We start from the raw sequence: 18,883 nt of genomic DNA, 5'->3' as shown, positions 1-18,883 counted from the left end.
AGGTTGATTTTCTGGTGCTCAAGCAACGGCGGTGAGTCTCTGACCCTGGTCCGACCGCTTCATTCGAGCACCGCCTCGACAATGGCAACAAAGTCATCGAGCGCGCGATCCCCACGAATCTCGATGCGCGGAAGGTCGATGGGGTCGCAATTGAGGTCCGCCGGCCCGTGTCTGCCGCCGAAGCCGATCCGATAGCCACACTCCTTGGCCAGCCTGCCAAGCCGTCGGTCGGTGACAGAGAAGGGTGCGGCGAACGCCGTGGTTGGCCGACCGGTCCACCGTTCGATGAACATACGAGAGCGCAGGAGCTCGGCGGCCAGGTCAGAGCTCGACAAACCATCGATCGCGCGATGCGTCGCCAGATGGCTGCCGAAGAACGCACCTTCGGCCGAGAGGCGTCGCACCGTCGCGGCGTCCATAAGCTGCGTCGGCGGCCCGCTGTAGGCGTCCCACTGTGCACTTTCACCCACCAAGTCCGTCACCAGGAACACTTCCGCGGTCAGGTCGTTCGCGCGCAAGGTTGGCCAGGCACGCTCGGCAAAGTTCTGAAAGCCGTCGTCGAAGCTGATGAGCACCGGGCGGCCAACGAAAGGCTGACGGTTGGCGATGGACTGTTCCAACTGCTCGGACCCAATCGCGTGAAAGCCATTGGCGCGCAGCCACGCCATCTGGCTGGCGAATGCGGCGGGCGCGAGCCGAAAACGGGCGAGCGCGGCCGGGCCATCATCGGCGACGCTGTGATACATCAGGACAGGGATACGCTGCCGCCGCTCGCTCCGCGCGACGTCGCGGCGCAAGGCCCGCGCCCCGCCCCAGACGATATTTCGCGCGCCCCCGATTTCGATGCGCGCGCGGATTGGCACATGATCGATCACCGGTTCCGTCGCCACATCGTCCGGCGACAGGCGGCGGAAGCGGTCTATGCGGTAGAGCTCGGTCTGGATCGACTGCTCAAGGACAAGGCCTTCGGTCGCTGCCAGCGTCTCCGAGATGGCTTGCGCACCGAACGTGTTCCAGTCGAAGCCCGTCCTTTCAACATTGTCACGCAGCACGAATGCGTGTGCGCTGATGAAACTGCCGCCAGGCGCCAACGCCTCAACGAATTTCTTGGCGATGCGCCGCAACTCGGCGAGATCATCCAGATAGTAGAGCACTTCCGAACAGAAGATCAGATCCATCTCACCCGGCAGCGTGTCGGCAGCGAAATCCAGTACACCGAACTCAACATTCGGCTGATCGCTGCATCGCGCGCGGGCTCGCTCGATGGCTATGGCGGAGATGTCGGTTGCGGTCAGTTGGCCCACATGCGGCGCCAGCTGCCGCGTAAAATGGCCCTCCGCGCAGGCCAGCTCAAGTGCGCGCCCGATCGGTCCGTCAGGCAGAATTTCGAGCTGCCGCTGATATTTTTCCTGCTCATAGGACGATCCGTAGTTCCAGGGATCCTCGGTCGCGAAATAGCCATTCCAGAACGACGTGCGATCCTTGTCGTGCCTGGCCCGTGCGCGGCGCGGCGCTGGAGGCGGCTCCGCAGGTTCGGCGCTCGAGCGAACCAGCTTCCGCGCTTCCGCGGCCAATTGGGCGAGTTTACCGAAATGGCTGTCTGGATCGGACCCGCGTTCCGCTGTGGAAAACATTGCCTCGGCTGCAATCGCGTTTGACGTGTCGGGACCAGCGCCGTTTTGCGGTACAGGCGATCGTCTCGCAAGCCTTGCGGCACTGTCTACAAGCCGCTCAGGCGGCACGATATCCAGGATCAGTCCAATCCAATGATCCTTTGTCACTGTCCCGAGTACGCCGAACTGCACGACAGCCTCAATCTGGCCATCGATCATCAGAGATGCGTAGATTTGATCGATTCCTGCCGGAAGGTCGATCGAGGTCGGATTTCGAGCGTCGACGCGAATTCCGAGTGTCCGCGCCAGTCTGCGCGGCGCGGCAAGATCGTCGGCGTCGAGAAGCATTTGCTCGAGGTGATACTGGACGCGGCGAGCGGCGCCGGGATTGTCCCAGACCTTGCCGAGTTCGATGGTCAACTCAGTGAGGCAGCCGTCGAACCTGTCCCACCTGGCAGCCAATTGCGCTGGCACCGACAGGCTTCCAACCATTAGGCCATCGAAGACCACCGTGGCGATCTCAAGCGCCCATTTACGTCCTGCCGGCAGCGCGCGCAGGGACTGCGGGTTGATCGAGCGCGAGCCGCGGCCGCAACTCGACGCGGCGTTCCACAACGCGAACCACGCGAGGGCTTCGGAAGCGGTGCGGCCGTTCGCCGAGATCGCTCCATTGGCGTGTGCCAGTGCTGGGTGTTTGACCCGGGGATCAGGAGAGAAGCCGCGGGCGATCACGATTTCCGCGTCTGCCATCATCTGCGTTGAATTGCGGGAGAGCGAGTTCGGGCTGACCCGATAGAAAGCGAGCGGCTCGTCGACCATCACCCAACGTCTACCTAGACGTGCCAGGCGCTGCCATAGATCCCAGTCCTCGCAGGTGCGCAGCGACACATCGAAACCGCCCAACTCGACAATTGTCTCCCGGTCGACCAGCAGTGTGTGCGTGCGAACGGCGCACCGGCGGGCGAATGTCTCGAAGGGCTGGATCGCAACCTCCGTTGAGATGCTCGACGGGGTGAGTTCGCCATCGGGCATCACGCGCCGAGAACCGCAATAGGCGGCCACTGCATCGGGCGCGGTTTTCAGTGCGGCCAGCATTTTCGCAAGGAAGCTGGCATCCACCCAATCGTCCGCATCCAGAAACATGAGCCAGTGGCCGCGCGCTGTCGAAATCCCGCTGTTGCGCGCCCCGGCGGCGCTAGACGCGCAAGAGCTCAACGTCCGAAATCGGGCATCGTGCTCCACATAACCAGCGATGATCGCGGTGGTGCGGTCCGTGGAAGCGTCGTCGACGATGATCGCCTCCCAATCCACTACTTCCTGATCGAGAAGGCAATCGAGTGCGCGCGCCAGCGTTACCTCCGCATTATGCGCAGGAACCACGATTGAAACCAAGGGATTATGCGTCACGCCGTCTTACCCGCGCCTGGTTCGCCGATAGAACAAGAGCCCCGAAATATAGCCGGCGATTGCCTGCCAAAGGAGACGGTCCTCAGGGACGCCGAGTCTAAACAGTCTCCTGCGAACTCTTCCGAGACACCAAAGCGGCTTGCATCTGAAAGTTCGTTTCAAATCCGACTTGGTGCCAGTCCGCTCATGCTGGGCGAGCAATGCGGCTGAATGGCCGCGCGTACAGAAGTAGATTTGTTTAGTCAGTCCTTCCATCATCCCTCGGTGAAACTTCATCTGAAGCGCAATCTCAGACGGAGCCCAAAGATCGTCCGCGTCGATAAATGAAAGGAACTCCGCGGCCGTTGCCGCCGCACCAAGGTTGCGGGCCGCCGTGACGCCACCATTTGCCTTACGCAGAGGTTGGATGCGTTGATCTTTCTCGGCGGAGGCCGTGACAATCGACGCCGATCCGTCCGTCGACCCATCGTCCACCGCGACCAGACCCAGTACCTGGTAGGTCTGCCGGCGGATGCTGGCAAGCGTTGCGCCGGTGGTTTGATCGGCATTGAACATCGGTACCACACCGCCTGCGATAGCTTTGTCCTGGATCATCGAGCTTTCGTTTTCTTCGGCAAGAGTTGGCGAATGTCCAAAACGGGTCATGGCATCGGACGGCAGCACTGCTCTCTCAAAATCGGGGCGAATTGGAGACAGGCAAAAAGACCTGAAGACAGGCTGAATGGCAAGCGCTCATGCCTTCGTAGTAGGGGCTTGGGATCCTGGTGCCGGACATTCTACGCCCAGCATCATCACGAATGTCCAGTTCGTAGAACGGCCGGAGGCCTAGGCCGAGATCGGAATACCCCCCCGGCAGTCCAGCTCGGAACGACGAAGTCTTGCACCACCACATCGGTTTCTTCTAGGTAGGAGCAACGGCGGACCTAGATGTCCTTGCTTGCCGATTTGACCGGAAGGTTACAGCACGATGCCATTCATGATTCGACAATTGGGAGCCAGGTATCTGGCGCGCCCGGCACGACCTCTTAGCGATCTGACTGGGATGTTTGCCCTGATTGCCAGGCCGCTCGTCTTTGGGATTGCCCTCTTGTTGGCTGGTCAGGCACAGGCGCAGGCGCCGGCGACCGTCCCGCCTGAAAGGGTCAAACAGCTGTTCGAGCTTCTCGGCGATCCAGCAGTGAAGGCCTGGGTGGCTGAACAACGAAATCAGCACGCCGGATCGACCGGCGCGGCTGCCGAGGCAGGGGCTTCGCCGACCGACGCATCGTCCGGCGCCGCGGCCGCACCAGGCCAGATGAATACGATGGCATCCTCGACGCTCGATCGGATCAGGCACCATATCGAACGAATAGTGCGAACTTTGCCCCTGCTGCCCGGGCAGTTCGCGCGCGTTCGCGCAGAGACCATGCAGGACGTGTCCAGCAAGGGGTCCGCAAGCGTATTTATGCTGATTGCGATGTTCATTGCTGCCGGCCTGGCGCTCACTTGGGCAACGTATAAAGTCACACGTCCATTTCGTCTTTGGATTATCGCGCAACCGAAGGATACGCCAATCGGGCGAGCCAAGAAGATTGGGGGTCGCGCGCTTTATTCCAGCATGCTGATTGTCTCTTTCGCCTTGGGCAGCGCTGGCGCGTTCATGTTGTTCGACTGGCCAATGCTTGTCCGCGAGATTGTATTGACATTCCTGATGGCGGCGGTCGTTACATGGGGTGTGCGCATGTACGTCATGGCCATGCTCGTCCCTTCCTTCATGAACGTCGAGAACGCCGTCGAGGTTCGGGGTTTGCCGATGACCAACGAAGTGGCGGACCATTGGTCCTATTGGCTACCCCGGATCGTCGGCGTCTTCGCCTTTTTCGGCGCCGCGTTTATCCTCTTGCCGGGTCTCGGCGTCGATCAGGACGGAATGATGGTCCTGTCACTGGGCGCGGATTTCGTGTTGCTGTTGGCGTTGCTGCTTGCCATCTGGCGTCGGCCAAGAACGCAGCGAGACGGTGTGCGCCACAGCGGTCACACGGAAGCGACATGGTTGTTGACTGCTTATTTTGTCGTCCTGTTCCTACAGCGCGTCGCCGGCCTTTATATATACTTCTGGGTTACCTTCGCCGCTTTCTTCCTGCCTTTAGCAATCGTGCTGACACAGCGCGGGGTTAATTTCGTCCTGCGGCCGGGTTCGGAAGATGTCGGCCGGCCTACGATCCCGGCGGTGACGATCGCTGTCATCGATCGCGGAATCCGGATGATTTTGATCCTGGCGGCGGCTTACTTTCTCGCGCGTGTCTGGGGTCTAAGCATGCAATCCATGCGCGACAGCGATACGACGACGACGTTTATCTTGCGAGGCTTGATCAATGTCGTGGTCATTGCCCTCGCAGCCGATTTCGGCTGGTCGATCATCAAGGCTTTGATCGAACGAAAGCTGGGCATCGAAATACCGCACCCTGTGATCAGCGACGAGGACGTCCCGATCCTCGATCCGCAGCAGGCGCGGCTCCATACGCTCTTGCCGATCCTCCAGAACATGCTGCTCGCATTGATCATCGTGATGGCGGTGCTGATGATGCTCGCCTCTATGGGTATCCAGATCGGCCCGCTGATCGCTGGCGCTGGCGTCGTCGGGGTCGCGGTGGGCTTTGGCGCACAAACCGTGGTCAAGGACGTCATTTCAGGCGTGTTTTTTCTACTCGATGATGCGTTTCGTGTCGGCGAATATATTTCCTCGGGCAATTACAAGGGTACTGTGGAAAGTTTTTCGCTGCGCTCGGTGAAGCTGCGCCACCATCGTGGTCCGCTGTTCACGATACCTTTCGGTGAACTCGGGGCAGTCCAGAACCAGAGCCGTGACTGGGTTATCGACAAATTCAACATCACCGTTGGCTATGACACCGATATCGACTTCGCTCGCAAACTAATCAAGCGGATCGGCCTCGAACTGGCGGAAGATCCGGAGTTCAAACAGTGGGTGCTCGACCCAATCAAGATGCAGGGCGTGCAGGAGTTCGGCGAATACGGCATCGTATTGAGGGTCAAGGCCATGACCAGACCGGGAGGCGCCTTCGGTATGAAACGCAAATTCTATGTGCGCCTGCGCCAAGTCTTCAAGGAACAGGGCATCGAGCTCCCATTCCCGACCGTCCACGTCCAAGGGCTACAGAACCCACATGAGGCACAGAATGCGCCATTGGAGCTCGCACCCGAGTTGCAAATGGCCGTCGCGCAGTCGCACACCAATCGGCGCAGAAAAAAAGCCAGCACAACGGAGTAGGAAAGCTGTGATACCTGCCCCTCACAGCGCGGCTTAGCAATCTCCTCTGTGGCTCAAAGCTGACGTCGCTGGTTCAGATCCCACCCTTCAAGACCTCGCGCGGCCGCCCTTGTGGCCGGCGATGGGTCACCGGCTGGCCAAATCCTGGTTGCAGCGGCTCAACCAATGTCGCCGGCGCAACGTTCAGTGTAGCTTGTCAAACAAGAGAGAGAGAGACGGCAGCAATCTTGCCGTCGTCGGCGATTATGAAGTCGGTTCCGGCGTACTCTGGCGGCTTGCCAAGGCTACCCTCCACCCACCGCGGTGGATATTGAAAGTCGGGATGAGTGGCCTTGATCACGCCCTGCGGCGCGGTCGATTTCGTCGCGGTGGCGGTAAGCGCCGTTTCGTTCGTAGAATACGGCGTCTTCGTGGATGGCGGCGTGCTCACGATTCTCGCTCAAGGTCCGTCTCCTCATCTCCACGCTAGCAGGAAGACGGAGGCAAGAGGGAGCTTTCGCAACGACGGCCAGGCGCCCGGATCGGCAGCGCTCTGCCGCAGGACCTACACCGATCGCTCGATGTCCATTTGCGATGCCGCTTGCTGGTCGACGGCTATCGGTTCATCCTTGTGAATATCCTGGCCGTGAACGCGCCGTAACGGCCCCTAGCGAGGTCTTGTTCCATGGACTGCTCAGGCTGCGGTTTCGAGGTTGAGGGCGGTTACGCTTTCTGTCCGAGGTGTGGCAGGCGCCAGCCCGTGCTTTGCGCCAGTTGCGGCTTTCCCTGCGCACCTGATTTCGAGTTCTGTCCGAAATGTGGGGCAAGCGTCGGTGCGCCGGCAAAACGCGTCGAACGGCCTGCTCCGACACCAAGCCAGACCATTGTGCCGTCTTCTCGGACTCCGTCGCTGCTTTCGAACATCGAACGCGAAGAAGGGCTGCATGCCGTCTCTGACGCTGATCGCCGGACGGTAACGGTCCTGTTCGCCGACCTTTGCGGCTTCACGACACTCAGCGAGCAACTCGACCCCGAGGTCATGCAAGCGCTGCAGAACGAACTGTTCAAGGAATTGACCGCGGCCGTGCGAAACTTTGGCGGTTTCGTCGACAAATTCATCGGCGATGCACTGCTCGCTTTGTTCGGTGCGCCGGTCGCGCATGAGGACGATCCGGAACGTGCGCTTCGCGCCGCTCTCGACATGATCGCCCGGACGGCGCGGCTCGGCGAAGGCACCCCACATTCCGGCTCGCCTCTGTTACTCCACATCGGCATTAACACTGGTCCGGTTGTTACTGGCGGATTGGGCATCGGCACCGCCAAATCCTATTCGGTTACCGGCGACACGGTGAATACGGCGCAACGCCTGCAATCGCTGGCCGCACCGGGTGAGGTGCTGGTAGGCGAGCTCACTCACAGGCTGACTCGGCATGCCTTCTCTTACGAGCCGCTGGGTGACGTCGTGCTTCGCGGCAAGGCTGGCAGTGTGCTCGTCCATCGACTGGATGCACCGCTTGCCGCGCCGCGTGCAGCGCGTGGGCTCGAGGCGCTCGGCCTCAGCGCGCCGATAATAGGTCGTGGTCTGGAGCTCAATAGAATGCTGGCGAGCCTTGACCAGGCGTGTGGCGGCTCGGCCCAACTTGTCCGCCTCGTCGGAGAAGCCGGTATCGGCAAATCGCGACTGGTGAAGGAGTTTGTCGCCCACGTCGGCGATGAGGATCGTTTTCGCAACGTCGTCGTGCGGCAGGCCACGTGCTCACCGCTCGGCGAACAATCATTTGGCGCCTTGGGCGCGGTGGTGCGCCGCGCTGCCGGGATGATGCAAAACGACAATGGGGACGAAATGCGGGGGAAGCTCGCAGCCTTGCTTACCGATCTCGGCCTGCAGGGCGAGGAGGCGACGCGTTTGATGCCTCTGCTCTACCATGTGCTTGGCCTTGGCGACCCCGATGCTACGTTGCAGCATGTCGAGCCCGAGCAGCTGCGGCGGCAAATCCTCTACGCCGTCCGCACAATCATCGAACGGCGGCTTGCGCTGTCGCCGCTGTTGATTGTCGTCGAAGACCTGCATTGGGCCGACGCCGTGTCGCTCGAGGCGCTACGTTTCGTGATGGACAGGTTGGAACGCACGCGGTTGATGTTGCTGGTCACGCATCGTCCGGCGCCAGACAACGGCCAGCTCGACTCAAGTCGGGTTAGTCATACAGCGCTGAGGCTTGCACCGCTCAACAGTAATGACGCACGCAGCCTGCTGGCGCAGCTTTTCGGCGAGAGCTGGGCGAACTCTGCAGGCGGGCTTCTCGAGCAAATCCTCGAGCGCGCGGGCGGCAACCCCCTTTTTCTAGAGGAGATCGTTCGCGGCCTTATCGATCGCGGTGTACTGATGCGCGAGGGCCAGCGATGGCGGACTGTGGCAGGCGAAGTCGCAACCGGCATTCCCGCCACCATCCAGGCAATGTTGCTTGCTCGCGTCGACCGGCTGCCCCAAGACGTGCGCCGATTGGCCCAGGAAGCCGCGGTAATCGGCCCGCGCTTCGATGCCACACTTCTGAAAACCGTGACAGCCGACCCCGGCCGGCTAGAAGCCGCCTGCGAACTGCTTTGCGATGCGGAAATCATCGAGGAAGTTGCCGGATCAGGCTCGGTCTCGTCGCAAAGCTACCGCTTTACGCAAACGTTGCTGCAGGACGTGATCTACCAGAATCTGCTCCTGCAACGCCGCACCGACATCCACGGGCGGGTCGGTGCTGCCTTGGAGCAAATGTGCGGCGACAAGCCGGAACGGCTCGAGGATTTGACAGTGCTCGGTCATCATTTCGCACAGAGCGCCGAACGGGAGAAGGGCGCGCATTACCTGCAGGCAGCGGGCGATCGCGCTCGCATGATATACGCCAACGATGACGCCCTTCGTCTCTACGAGCGAGCACTGACTGCGTTGGGCGCGGTCGGGCAAACACCGCTCAAATTGGCAATTCAAGAGCGCATTGCCGATTTGAGCGGCCCGGCAGGCCGCCGCGAGGTCGCGCACAGCCATTACGACACGGTGTTGCAGGCATACCGCGAGGCAGCCGATCGTGTCGCCTCGGCGCGCGTTTTGCGTAAGATTGGCCGGCTGCTCTGGGACGTCGGCAAACGGGACCACGCAGAATCCCGCTATGCTGAAGCGGCAGCGCTCCTCGATGGAGCGGATGCCCCGGTCGAGCAGGCGCATCTCTGGCAAGAACGTGGCCGACAGGCATTCCGTAGCGGAGATCACGCTCTCGCAGCAAAATGGGCAGACGCGGCGCTGGATTGCGTAGGCACCCTGATGACGGAACACGTCTCCGAGGTGGGACGCGATGCCACTCTTGTGACCGCCGAGGCACTCAATACCAAGGCAGTGGCGCTGGCTCGTCTTGGGCGAAACCGTGAAGCCGTGCGTCAGGTCGAGCGTAGCATTGAATTGGCCGAAGCCGCCGGTCTACTGGGCGCGGCCTGCCGCGGCTACACCAATCTCGGCGTGCTTTACACGACCATCGATCCGGCACGGGCGATGGAGGTCTGTCGGCGCGGTCTTGAAGTGGCGCGCCATATTGGTGATTTGGGCTTCCAGGCGCGCCTCCTCGCCAATTTGGCGGTCGCTTGTTGTACTTTCACGGATCGCTGTCCAACGGAGGGCGTGCCTGCTGCCGAGAAGGCCATCGAGATCGATCGGGCACTCGACCAGCGCGAGCACCTGCCGGTGCCGTTGATCGTGCTTGGGCAGATCCACCAGTGCAACGGCCGTCCGGAACTGGCGGTTGGCTTGTTCAACGAGGCACTGGCCGTAGCCCGCGAAACGGCCGAACCCCAACTGCTGTTTCCGTGCTATGATGGTCTTGCAACGCTTAATCTCGACCTCGACAATCTGGCCGAGGCCGAACGCTACTTTTCCCTGGCGCAGGGTATATGCGCCCAGCACGGGCTCGACCCGGAAGCGCTTGTGGTGCTGCCTTTTCTCGATTAGCCGGGGTTGGAGGTTGGAATGTCCGCGCGTAGTGACTTGGTACCGCTTCAACCGGGCGACCGGGCGCCAAACGTGGTACTCGACGCCATTTCCCAGGAAGGCAAAATCGCGCTTGATGACTTTCGCGGACAAAAACCGGTGCTGGTTGGCCTGTTTCGAGGTCTGCATTGTGCGTTTTGCCGGCGCCATATCGCCGCCCAGGCACGGCTTGATCCGGAGCTGCGTGAAAAGGGCGTGCAGAGCCTGACGGTGGTCAACACGCCGATCGAACGGGCGCGTCTCTATTTCCGCTACCACCCGATGCCAAATCTGCTTACGGCCTCCGACCCTGAACGCGCTTCACATCGTGCTTTTGGACTGCCCAATCTCGAATTCACCGAGAACGAGACGAATTGGCCGTACAGGGTCTCGATGGCAATGGCAAAGGATATGCGGGTCGACCTACCAGGCGAGTTGCCTGGTCCTATGGATCCTTTTGCGGCCAGCGAATTCCTCGGCAAGAAGGACAATTACGAAGTGACCGAAGCCGACGAGCAGATGATGGCAACGGGACACGGACAACTGATAGGCCAGTTCTTACTGGACCGGCAGGGGATCGTCCGCTGGAGCTTCACGGAGGTTCCTGAGGGTGGGCGATACATGTTTGGAGCCCCCAACCCGCAGGAATTGATGTCAGCAGTGTCCCAAGTCGCCCAATAGAGGCCAAGGGGTATGTTCCGGCGATGCGTCGCACAGGCCCGACGTAATGCTTCTGCAGCGTGCGCAGGGCGCCGAAATTATTGAGCACCATCCCCGATTGGGGACAGAGCACGTAGCTCATATCGAACAGGCCGCAGCGGGCCGCGTGAAGGAAGAGGTCGATTGCTTCAGGCTCGGCGATTGCGCGGTCGCGGGCGAAGGCCAGTGCATTGAAACGGTAGCGCGGCTGGCGTCGCCGCTCCGATAAGCGTTTCAAATTTTTTAGATGACGCGCCTTCATCTTCACCTCATCACATATAACGAGGCACTACTCATTTGTGCGGAGATTGGTCGAGCGGTCAATTGGATTTGCCGGCCATTTCCGTTATCAAAAATAGATACTAGAGCGACCTCAATCGTAGGTTGCGCAATGCCCAAAAGACGAACAAGGGGCGCGTGAAATCGACTTGTGCCAAGAGGATTCCGGCTTGCCGGCCTGATGTTTGTCTGACATAATTTCTTGTTTCGAGTTTTGTTCTGGTCAATGGGGCGTCAGGATGGCTAAGGATTCTTCGAGTACCGCTTCTTCGGCAAATAAAGCGGACGGAAATCTGACAAGTAATGCAGACGGAAACGGGCTGGCCTTCATGGCGGGCCAGGCTCGCGAGAGCGGGGCCACCGGCGACGCTGTAGGTGTTGACAAGATACGTGATCTGCTGTTCGGCAACCAGATGCAGGACTATGACCGCCGCTTTTCCAAACTTGAAGAACGGGTGTTGCAGCGCTTCAAGGATGTCGAATCGGAAGCCAAGCGCAATCTTGACATGTACGAGTCAAATGCAAAGAAGCAGGTCGATTCGCTTGCGGCGCAATTGCGGAGCGAAAAAGATTCACGGGCCGATGCCGACAAGGAGATTGACCGGAATCTTCGCGAGCAAAACCAGGCACTTGAAAAGCAGGTGCGCGCGTTGTCCGATCAATTGAGCGCGCTTGAGCGCGACGTTTCGGACCGGATCAATCGAAACGATCATTTGCTGCGTGAGGAAATCAAGCAGAAGAATGAAGGCGTTCAGATGCTGATAGAGAAAATGTTTGCTGACCTCAGCAACGTCAAGACCGACCGAAATCTTTTGGCGGGTCTGTTTGTCGAGGTCGCAAAATGTCTAAGTCAGGATCCTGTCGGCAGCAAGAGCAACTCGGAGCGTAGCTGGAAAGTGAGTTGATCGGAACTTGACGTCGACCGTCGACCCAATCAGCCTTCCGCCAAAAACAGCCTCGAACGATACAGAGATTGATCGCGAGGCTCTGGCTCGTCTTTTGATCGAAATTGCCCGGAACGTTGATCCCGATTATCGTGCGCGTTTCGACGGAGTTCCAACCGCCGATCCTCGCATGGAAACGCTGCGCCAGTTGCTGGTTAGCCGCGAAATTTCAGAGCTTTCACGAGTTACGCATCTGCTGGACGAACCGGAGCAGCTGGCGGCAGCCGTGGGCGGCGTTCTTCCCAGTGCGGCCGCACGAGCGCCTCATGCGCAACTCGGCGAGGCCCTTGCGCCAGCTGTCGAAAGGGCTGTGCAACGTTCTATCCAGAAGAGCCCGCGCACGCTGACGGATATATTATACCCGGTGTTTCTGCCGGCAATTCGCAAGTCGATAGGGGAAAAGATCGACCAGACCTTTCAGTCGCTGAATGAAACTTTAAGACATATATTTACCTGGCACGGGCTCAAGTGGAGATTTGAATCATGGAGAACTGGAGCCAGCTTCTCTGAAGTTGTTCTTAAACATTCTCTTATATATCGGGTAGAGCATGTCTTTCTCATTAACCGAAATTCCGGACTTTTGATAGCGCATGTAACTGCCGACAACGCGACAAGCGAAGATCCTCAACTGATTTCTTCTATGCTGAGTGCAATTCAAGATTTTGTGAAAGACTCATTCAACGAGAAAGAACAGAGCGGCCTGGACACTATTCGTTTTGGCGACCTTCGTCTCTGGTCGGAAGTTGGACCGTTTGCCACCCTGGTTTCGGTGATCCGAGGAAATCCGCCAGAGGAATTGCATGAAATCGTTCGCGATGTCTTGCTTCGCATCCATGATGAATGCTCACAGGCTTTAGAGCAGTTTGACGGCGACAGTTCGCAGTTGGCCGGCGTAGAGGCGCAGTTGCAGACCTGCGTTGAACTGAAGCAGGAAGAATCAAACCAGGGATTTCCGTGGCTGGTGGTGGCTGCAGCCCTGCTGGTTTTGATTCCGGCAGGCGTTTGGTTCTTTATTTCCTGGCAATCCGGGCAGCGCTGGCAGGCCTATGTGTCGCTACTGGAGACCCAGCCGGGCATCATCGTTGCAGAACAAAAGATACGCGGCGGCCAATTCTATATTGCCGGCCTGAGAGACCCGCTTGGCGCCGACCCGCAGTCGCTGTTGTCTGCAACGCAGGTCGATCCCGCCCGCGTTCATTCACAGTGGCAATTCTATCAGAGCCTTGAGCCGGAGTTCGTGTTGAAGCGGCTGACGGCGTCGCTGTATCCGCCGGATACAGTACGGCTTTCGATCGTCAATGATCTCATCGTTGCCGAGGGCGAGGCTCCCGACACCTGGATAGATCGGGCGCGCGCAGCCGCCCGACAGCTTTCGGCAGGCGGACCGGAATTCGACATCTCCAAGGTTCGTGATGTGAGCCCCGAAGCACGCGCAGCGGAGCACTGGCAGGATTATGTGTCGCGACTTGAGGCCCAGCCGGGAATCGTCGTCGCCCAACAAATGGCGAGGGGCGGACAATTCTATATTTCCGGCCTGAGAGACCCGCTTGCCGTCGACCCTCAGGCTCTGCTGTCCGGAACGGAGGTCGATCCCGCCCGCGTTCATTCACAATGGCAATTCTATCAGAGCCTTGAGCCGGAGTTCGTGGTGAAGCGGCTGACGGTATCGCTGGCTGCGCCGGAGTCAGTACGACTATCGATCGTCAATGATCGCATCGTTGCCGAGGGTGAGGCTACTGCCACGTGGATCAACCGGGCGCAGGCCGCCGCCCAGCAGCTTTCGGCAGGCGGGCCGGTCTTCGATATCTCCAGGGTCCACGACGTAAGCCCCGAAGAACGCGAGGCGGAGCGCTGGCAGGCCTACGTGTCGCGACTGAGGACTCAGCCGGGCATCATCGTTGCAGAACAAAAGATACGCGGCGGCCAATTCTATATCGCCGGCCTGAGAGACCCGCTTGGCGCCGACCCGCAGTCGCTGTTGTCTGGAATGCAGGTCGATCCCGCCCGCGTTCATTCACAGTGGCAATTCTATCAGAGCCTTGAGCCGGAGTTCGTGTTGAAGCGGCTGACGGCGTTGCTGTATCCGCCGGATACAGTACGGCTTTCGATCGTCAATGGTCGCATCGTTGCCGAGGGCGAGGCTCCCGACACCTGGATAGATCGGGCGCGCGCAGCCGCCCGACAGCTTTCGGCAGGCGGACCGGAATTCGACATCTCCAAGGTTCGTGATGTGAGCCCCGAAGCACGCGCGGCGGAGCACTGGCAGTATTATGTCTCGCGACTTGAGGCCCAGCCGGGAATCATCGTCGCCCAACAAACGGCGAGGGGCGGACATTTCTACATTTCCGGCCTGAGAGACCCACTTGCCGCCGACCCGCAGGCTCTGCTGTCCGGAACGGAGGTTGATCCTGACCGCGTTCATTCACAGTGGCAATTCTATCAGAGCCTTGATCCGAATTTCGTGGTGAAGCGGCTGACGGCGTCGCTGACCCCGCCGAAATCGGTCCGGCTTTCGATCATCCAAGGTCGCATCGCTGTCGTGGGTGAGGCTCCTGCCGCGTGGATCAACCGGGCGCAGGCCGCCGCCGAACAACTTTCGGCGGACGGAGTGGTTCTGGATGTCTCGCAGCTGCATGAGCTGGACCTTGCAGAACTCAATCATTTGAGAGAGGCCATCCAGACGACGGATATTTTCTTCTCTTCCGGCAAAGTTGTGCCGGGACCAGAGCAGATGCCGGTTCTCGACAGATTGGCGGGTCAAATAAAGGAATTCGCCCAAGATGCCCGCAAGTCAGGCGTAACAGCGCGGTTCATGTTGACCGGCCATTCGGACGCCACGGGCCGTGAGACGGCCAACGCGTCGATCAGCGCCGCCCGCGCCGAGACAGTTCGTGCGCTTCTCAACAAGCGCGGCGTCACTCCGGAACTGCTGCTGGTTCGGGGCGCGGGCACCTTTGAACCGGCGGTGCCTGAAAATAGTCGAACTGGGAGTTCCACCAATCGCCGGGTTTCGGTTACGGTAAACCTGGATTAGGGCGGAGCCCAAGATGTTGCAAAAAAAGATCTGTATGTTGGGCGGGTTCTCTGTCGGAAAGACGAGCCTGGTTCGCAGGTTCGTGCAAAGCATCTTTTCCGAAACCTACTTGACCACGGTGGGAGTGAAAATCGACAAGAAGAGTGTCGCACTCCCGGACAAAACCGTGGATCTGATTTTGTGGGATTTGGCCGGCGAAGACGATATCGGCTCATTCCGCGTCAGCCATGTGCGAGGTGCGACAGGGCTCGTCCTTGTCGTCGATGGAACCCGCGCCGCTACTCTTGCCGCTGCGCTCACGCTGCGTGAGCGGGTCGAGGCCGAATTCGGTGCTATGCCGTTTGTATTGCTGTTCAACAAAGCCGATCTGGCCGATCGGTGGGTAATACCGGATAGTGAAATTAACGAACTGAGACAACGTGGATGGCAAGTTTATCTAACAAGCGCGCTTTCGGGTGAGCATGTCGATGATGCGTTTCTTAAACTTGCTTCGATGGTAACCAGATAGACCATGGATGGATTACCAAGAGAGGTCAGAAGTTGGATTTTCAATTTCTTCTACAATGGGCGCTCTGTCGCATATTTGAAAATCGACGCCCAGCTTTGCATAGCTGCTAAGGGCGGAAATGTTGAACATTACGGACTCTCATCGCTTCGCATTGGCAAAGCTGTTGCCGAGCAGCTTGAATTTATGGAAGGTTTGCTGCCTTGCCCGGAGCTTCCGTTTCACATTGCCATGGTCGAGCTGCCCAGCGGGCGTGTCGCGGACCTTCATTTTTTTGCTGATAATGCCTGCGTGTGGCTGCTCTTTCTTGACGCCACTGCCGAACGCGACAATAGGCAGCGGCTTCAACAAAAGGCTTATGAAATGACACTCCTGCAAGAGAGGGAGCGTCAACTCAACGAGAAATTACAAACGACGAACGAGGCGTTGAGGAAAAGCCAGGAGGGATTGGCGCGTGAATACCAGCGCGCCGAAACCCTGCTCCTCAACATTCTTCCGGCGTCGATCGCGGAGCGGTTAAAAGCTCACAAAAAAATTGCTGACAACCACGCAGAAGTGAGTGTGCTTTTTGCCGACATCGTCGGTTTTACGGAAAGAGCGCGCAACGTCGGAGCCGTGACGACGCTCGCAATTTTAAACTACTTCTTCAAGGCGGCGGATCGGCTCTCGGAACGATACGGCTGCGAAAAGATCAAGACAATCGGCGATTGTGTGATGGTGGTCGCTGGCCTGCCCACCGCACGATCCGATCATGCAAAGGCCCTCGCGCGCTATGCACTTGAGCTGCGCAAGGCCGTTAAGCGCGAACGCTTCGCAGGAGAACCGCTGAGACTGAGAATTGGAATTCACTCAGGACCAATCGTCGCGGGCGTCATAGGCAAAAGGCGGTTCGCCTATGACCTGTGGGGCGACACCGTTAATCTCGCCTCACGTATTCAAACATCCGCGGAGCCCGATGAAATTCGTATTTCGGATGCAACCCGCAAACTGCTTGGACCAAATTTTGCCTGCGAGCCACTCGCGGAAACGGAATTGCGCGGTACAGGTCGCGTCCGAATGTGGCGGCTCCCGGCCTGATTGGCGCTGCGCATTGCATTAAAGCTCGTCAAACATCATCGTTTCGAATGTTCGCGGCGGTGCGCGAAGCAGTCGACCACCGTCGCCCAAGGTTTTCGGCGAAGTATTTGCCTACACCATGGCCCGGCGAAAGAACTCGGCTTAAGCCGCCTGACCAGTTCTCATCTGTCTGCTTCCCATTTTCGCCGGCGGCCAGGGAGTCAGCGAGAGTCTTTCGAGGTAGGGGAAACTCCTTTGAAGCGTCGCCGCAAGCAAGGAGTATGATCCGTATATCGTACTTCGCGTACGGGATATGATTCATGAGATCTGATTCCTTGCGGTAGTCCCGCCAGTCCAGAATGAGGCAGACTACCTTGACTGCATGCGTCCAATGACTGAGTACCCGCGCCTTGCCTACAGCATGAAAGCCGTTCGCAAGGCAGGCGACCGACTGGCAAAACCTATTCAGTTCGGACTAGCCACCACTGTCGGCCAGTACGTGGACGCGCTCGAAATCTACTCAATCGCCAACAACTGGCGCGACTCGCACTTTTTGCCGATGCGGAGCGTTCGGTTCTCTGTCGGTCACCACATGAGAGCCCTCCGACTGAAGGGCGACATGGCATCTCGCCCGAAGGGTATGGCATCCATTCGTCGAAAGCTTCGAGAGTCCACCACCAATTTGGACACCATGAACGACATCGGCGGTTGCCGAGCGATCATGGCCGACATCAACGGTGTTCGTTCCCTTCTCGCATCGATACAAGACAAGTTCCCCCATGAGATCCACTCTCGGGAATTCAACTATATCGATGAGCCGAAGCTGGACGGCTATCGAAGTCACCATATTGTCTTCAAGTACCGACCCAGAGATGCCGACACTGAGGCTTTCGCGGGACGACGCATCGAATTGCAAGTTCGGACCAGACTTCAGCACTCATGGGCAACCGCGGTTGAGGCTGTCGGGCTATTCCGGGGCCAGGATTTGAAGCACGGAAAGGGGGACCAGGATTGGCTACGCCTTTTCCGGCTTATGTCGGCGGAATTCGCGCACATTGAGCAGTGTCCCGTTGATGTCGGTGTTCCGGATCACAATGACCGGGTGCGAGAATTGCGAGATATCAACAAGCGTATAGGTGCGACAAGCATACTAGAAGAAATCAATAATCTTAGCAGTTACTCAGAAAGCTTCGTACAGCCAACGGAAAAAGCTAGACACTATTTAATAGAGTATCGCCAAGACCATAACGTGAACATCAAGCCATTCTGGACGATTATATTAGGCGCGCGGACATTGAAAGATATAGAGCGAAAAATCGAGCTAAGGGGCAATGGTCCAAAGGCTGTCTTGGTCGAGGTCGATAAGGTCGACAAGCTTGTTGAAATGTATCCGAATTACTTCGGAGACGTTTCCTTATTTGTTCGTAATCTGACATCAATCTGCGTGTGAAAGGCGGCTAATCGAATGCAGCCTGGCCCCGCAACAGGGAATAGCTCCCAGCCCTACGAAAAGCCCGATTATGGTTGCCTTAAGCGTCGCTTCCGTTTGAAGTAGCCGGACCATCTGCCTTCCTCGGCAGAATTCGCCTAAGCCCGTTCGAAATCTTGCCGCTTTCATCGGCCTTTAGCTCACGAGCGGCTTTCTTGAACCGCTCGGATTGCGCTGACTAAACTTTCCAGCCTTTTGGCTTTGGCGCGGTATTTTGGACGGTCGCCAGGCGCCATAGGGTGCCTCACCTTGCACTAGACGTTCTCAGTCACCGCGCCGCCACATTGACTTTGGTCGCTTGCACTACATGGAAGGTGCGAACATTGCCGCCGCGCTCGACTAGGCCGAGAATGGCGCGCTCGTTCGACGGGCCAGGTCTTGCCGCTCTTGGGGAAGGGCCGTACCTTGGTGGTAACGGTGCGCTTCTCTTTGGTCGGCGCCTGCCTGTCATCGGCCGATCTCCTGGTCGTCGGCGCTTAGGCGCATCGTTGCGGCGTCTGCGGAAAAAGTGCGCGGCGGCGTAATGCACGTCGGCCCTGTGCCGAGCGCGGCGAAAGGATAATGGCCCGCCTGTGGGACGAGCCTCTGAATCGTGCAGCCGGGCTGC

Annotated in this window: 11 protein-coding genes and 2 pseudogenes; 8 read left to right on the top strand and 5 right to left on the bottom strand. The window is 58.8% G+C overall.

All coding sequences use genetic code 11. The features are described 5' to 3' along the window. Positions 1-59 precede the first annotated feature (59 nt). Complete coding sequence (locus NKI49_RS24180; protein ID WP_352604530.1) at positions 60-3,020, bottom strand: trifunctional glycosyltransferase/class I SAM-dependent methyltransferase/polysaccharide deacetylase; 2,961 nt, start codon at positions 3,018-3,020, stop codon at positions 60-62. 6 nt (positions 3,021-3,026) lie between these two features. After that, complete coding sequence (locus tag NKI49_RS24175; RefSeq protein WP_352604532.1) at positions 3,027-3,683, bottom strand: glycosyltransferase family 2 protein; 657 nt, start codon at positions 3,681-3,683, stop codon at positions 3,027-3,029. A gap of 379 nt (positions 3,684-4,062) precedes the next feature. Here NKI49_RS24175 and NKI49_RS24170 point away from each other — a divergent pair, with 379 nt between their 5' ends. Beyond that, positions 4,063-6,288 (top strand): mechanosensitive ion channel family protein, encoded by a 2,226-nt coding sequence (locus NKI49_RS24170; protein ID WP_352604534.1) that lies wholly within the window; start codon positions 4,063-4,065, stop codon positions 6,286-6,288. A gap of 196 nt (positions 6,289-6,484) precedes the next feature. Here NKI49_RS24170 and NKI49_RS24165 read toward each other — a convergent pair whose 3' ends face one another. Next, on the bottom strand, positions 6,485-6,718 hold the full coding sequence (locus NKI49_RS24165; RefSeq protein ID WP_352604536.1) for a hypothetical protein: 234 nt from the start codon (positions 6,716-6,718) through the stop codon (positions 6,485-6,487). A gap of 234 nt (positions 6,719-6,952) precedes the next feature. On the opposite strand from NKI49_RS24165, the gene NKI49_RS24160 reads away from it, so the two are divergent. Further along, positions 6,953-10,252 carry an ATP-binding protein gene (locus tag NKI49_RS24160; RefSeq protein ID WP_352604538.1) on the top strand — a complete coding sequence of 1,100 codons (3,300 nt, stop codon included), beginning with the start codon at positions 6,953-6,955 and terminating at the stop codon, positions 10,250-10,252. An 18-nt stretch (positions 10,253-10,270) separates the two neighbouring features. Beyond that, on the top strand, positions 10,271-10,951 hold the full coding sequence (locus NKI49_RS24155; RefSeq protein ID WP_352604540.1) for a redoxin domain-containing protein: 681 nt from the start codon (positions 10,271-10,273) through the stop codon (positions 10,949-10,951). A gap of 15 nt (positions 10,952-10,966) precedes the next feature. Here the strand turns inward: NKI49_RS24155 and NKI49_RS24150 are convergent. Then, positions 10,967-11,171: pseudogene (locus NKI49_RS24150) on the bottom strand (DUF5939 domain-containing protein); the annotation flags it as partial. A 316-nt stretch (positions 11,172-11,487) separates the two neighbouring features. On the opposite strand from NKI49_RS24150, the gene NKI49_RS24145 reads away from it, so the two are divergent. The 5 genes from NKI49_RS24145 (at position 11,488) to NKI49_RS24125 (ending at position 18,237) form a co-directional block, all read left to right on the top strand. Then, positions 11,488-12,153, top strand: coding sequence for a hypothetical protein (locus NKI49_RS24145; RefSeq protein WP_352604542.1), 666 nt, complete (start codon positions 11,488-11,490; stop codon positions 12,151-12,153). A gap of 7 nt (positions 12,154-12,160) precedes the next feature. After that, positions 12,161-15,226: an OmpA family protein gene (locus tag NKI49_RS24140; protein WP_352604544.1), complete on the top strand. Its 3,066-nt coding sequence runs from the start codon at positions 12,161-12,163 to the stop codon at positions 15,224-15,226. Positions 15,227-15,239: 13 nt separating this feature from the next. Further along, positions 15,240-15,734 carry a Rab family GTPase gene (locus NKI49_RS24135; protein WP_352604546.1) on the top strand — a complete coding sequence of 165 codons (495 nt, stop codon included), beginning with the start codon at positions 15,240-15,242 and terminating at the stop codon, positions 15,732-15,734. 3 nt (positions 15,735-15,737) lie between these two features. After that, the gene (locus tag NKI49_RS24130; protein ID WP_352604548.1) at positions 15,738-16,808 is read left to right on the top strand and encodes an adenylate/guanylate cyclase domain-containing protein; all 1,071 of its coding nucleotides are present in this window, start codon (positions 15,738-15,740) and stop codon (positions 16,806-16,808) included. Between the two features lie 370 nt (positions 16,809-17,178). Beyond that, positions 17,179-18,237: a RelA/SpoT domain-containing protein gene (locus tag NKI49_RS24125; RefSeq protein ID WP_352604550.1), complete on the top strand. Its 1,059-nt coding sequence runs from the start codon at positions 17,179-17,181 to the stop codon at positions 18,235-18,237. A gap of 296 nt (positions 18,238-18,533) precedes the next feature. Here the strand turns inward: NKI49_RS24125 and NKI49_RS33450 are convergent. Beyond that, positions 18,534-18,713: pseudogene (locus NKI49_RS33450) on the bottom strand (IS1595 family transposase); the annotation flags it as partial. Positions 18,714-18,883: the final 170 nt, after the last annotated feature.

It is taken from the genome of Mesorhizobium sp. M0587, from assembly GCF_040320945.1.
Classification (GTDB): domain Bacteria; phylum Pseudomonadota; class Alphaproteobacteria; order Rhizobiales; family Rhizobiaceae; genus Mesorhizobium.
This window is presented reverse-complemented; position numbering and strand designations above follow the sequence as displayed.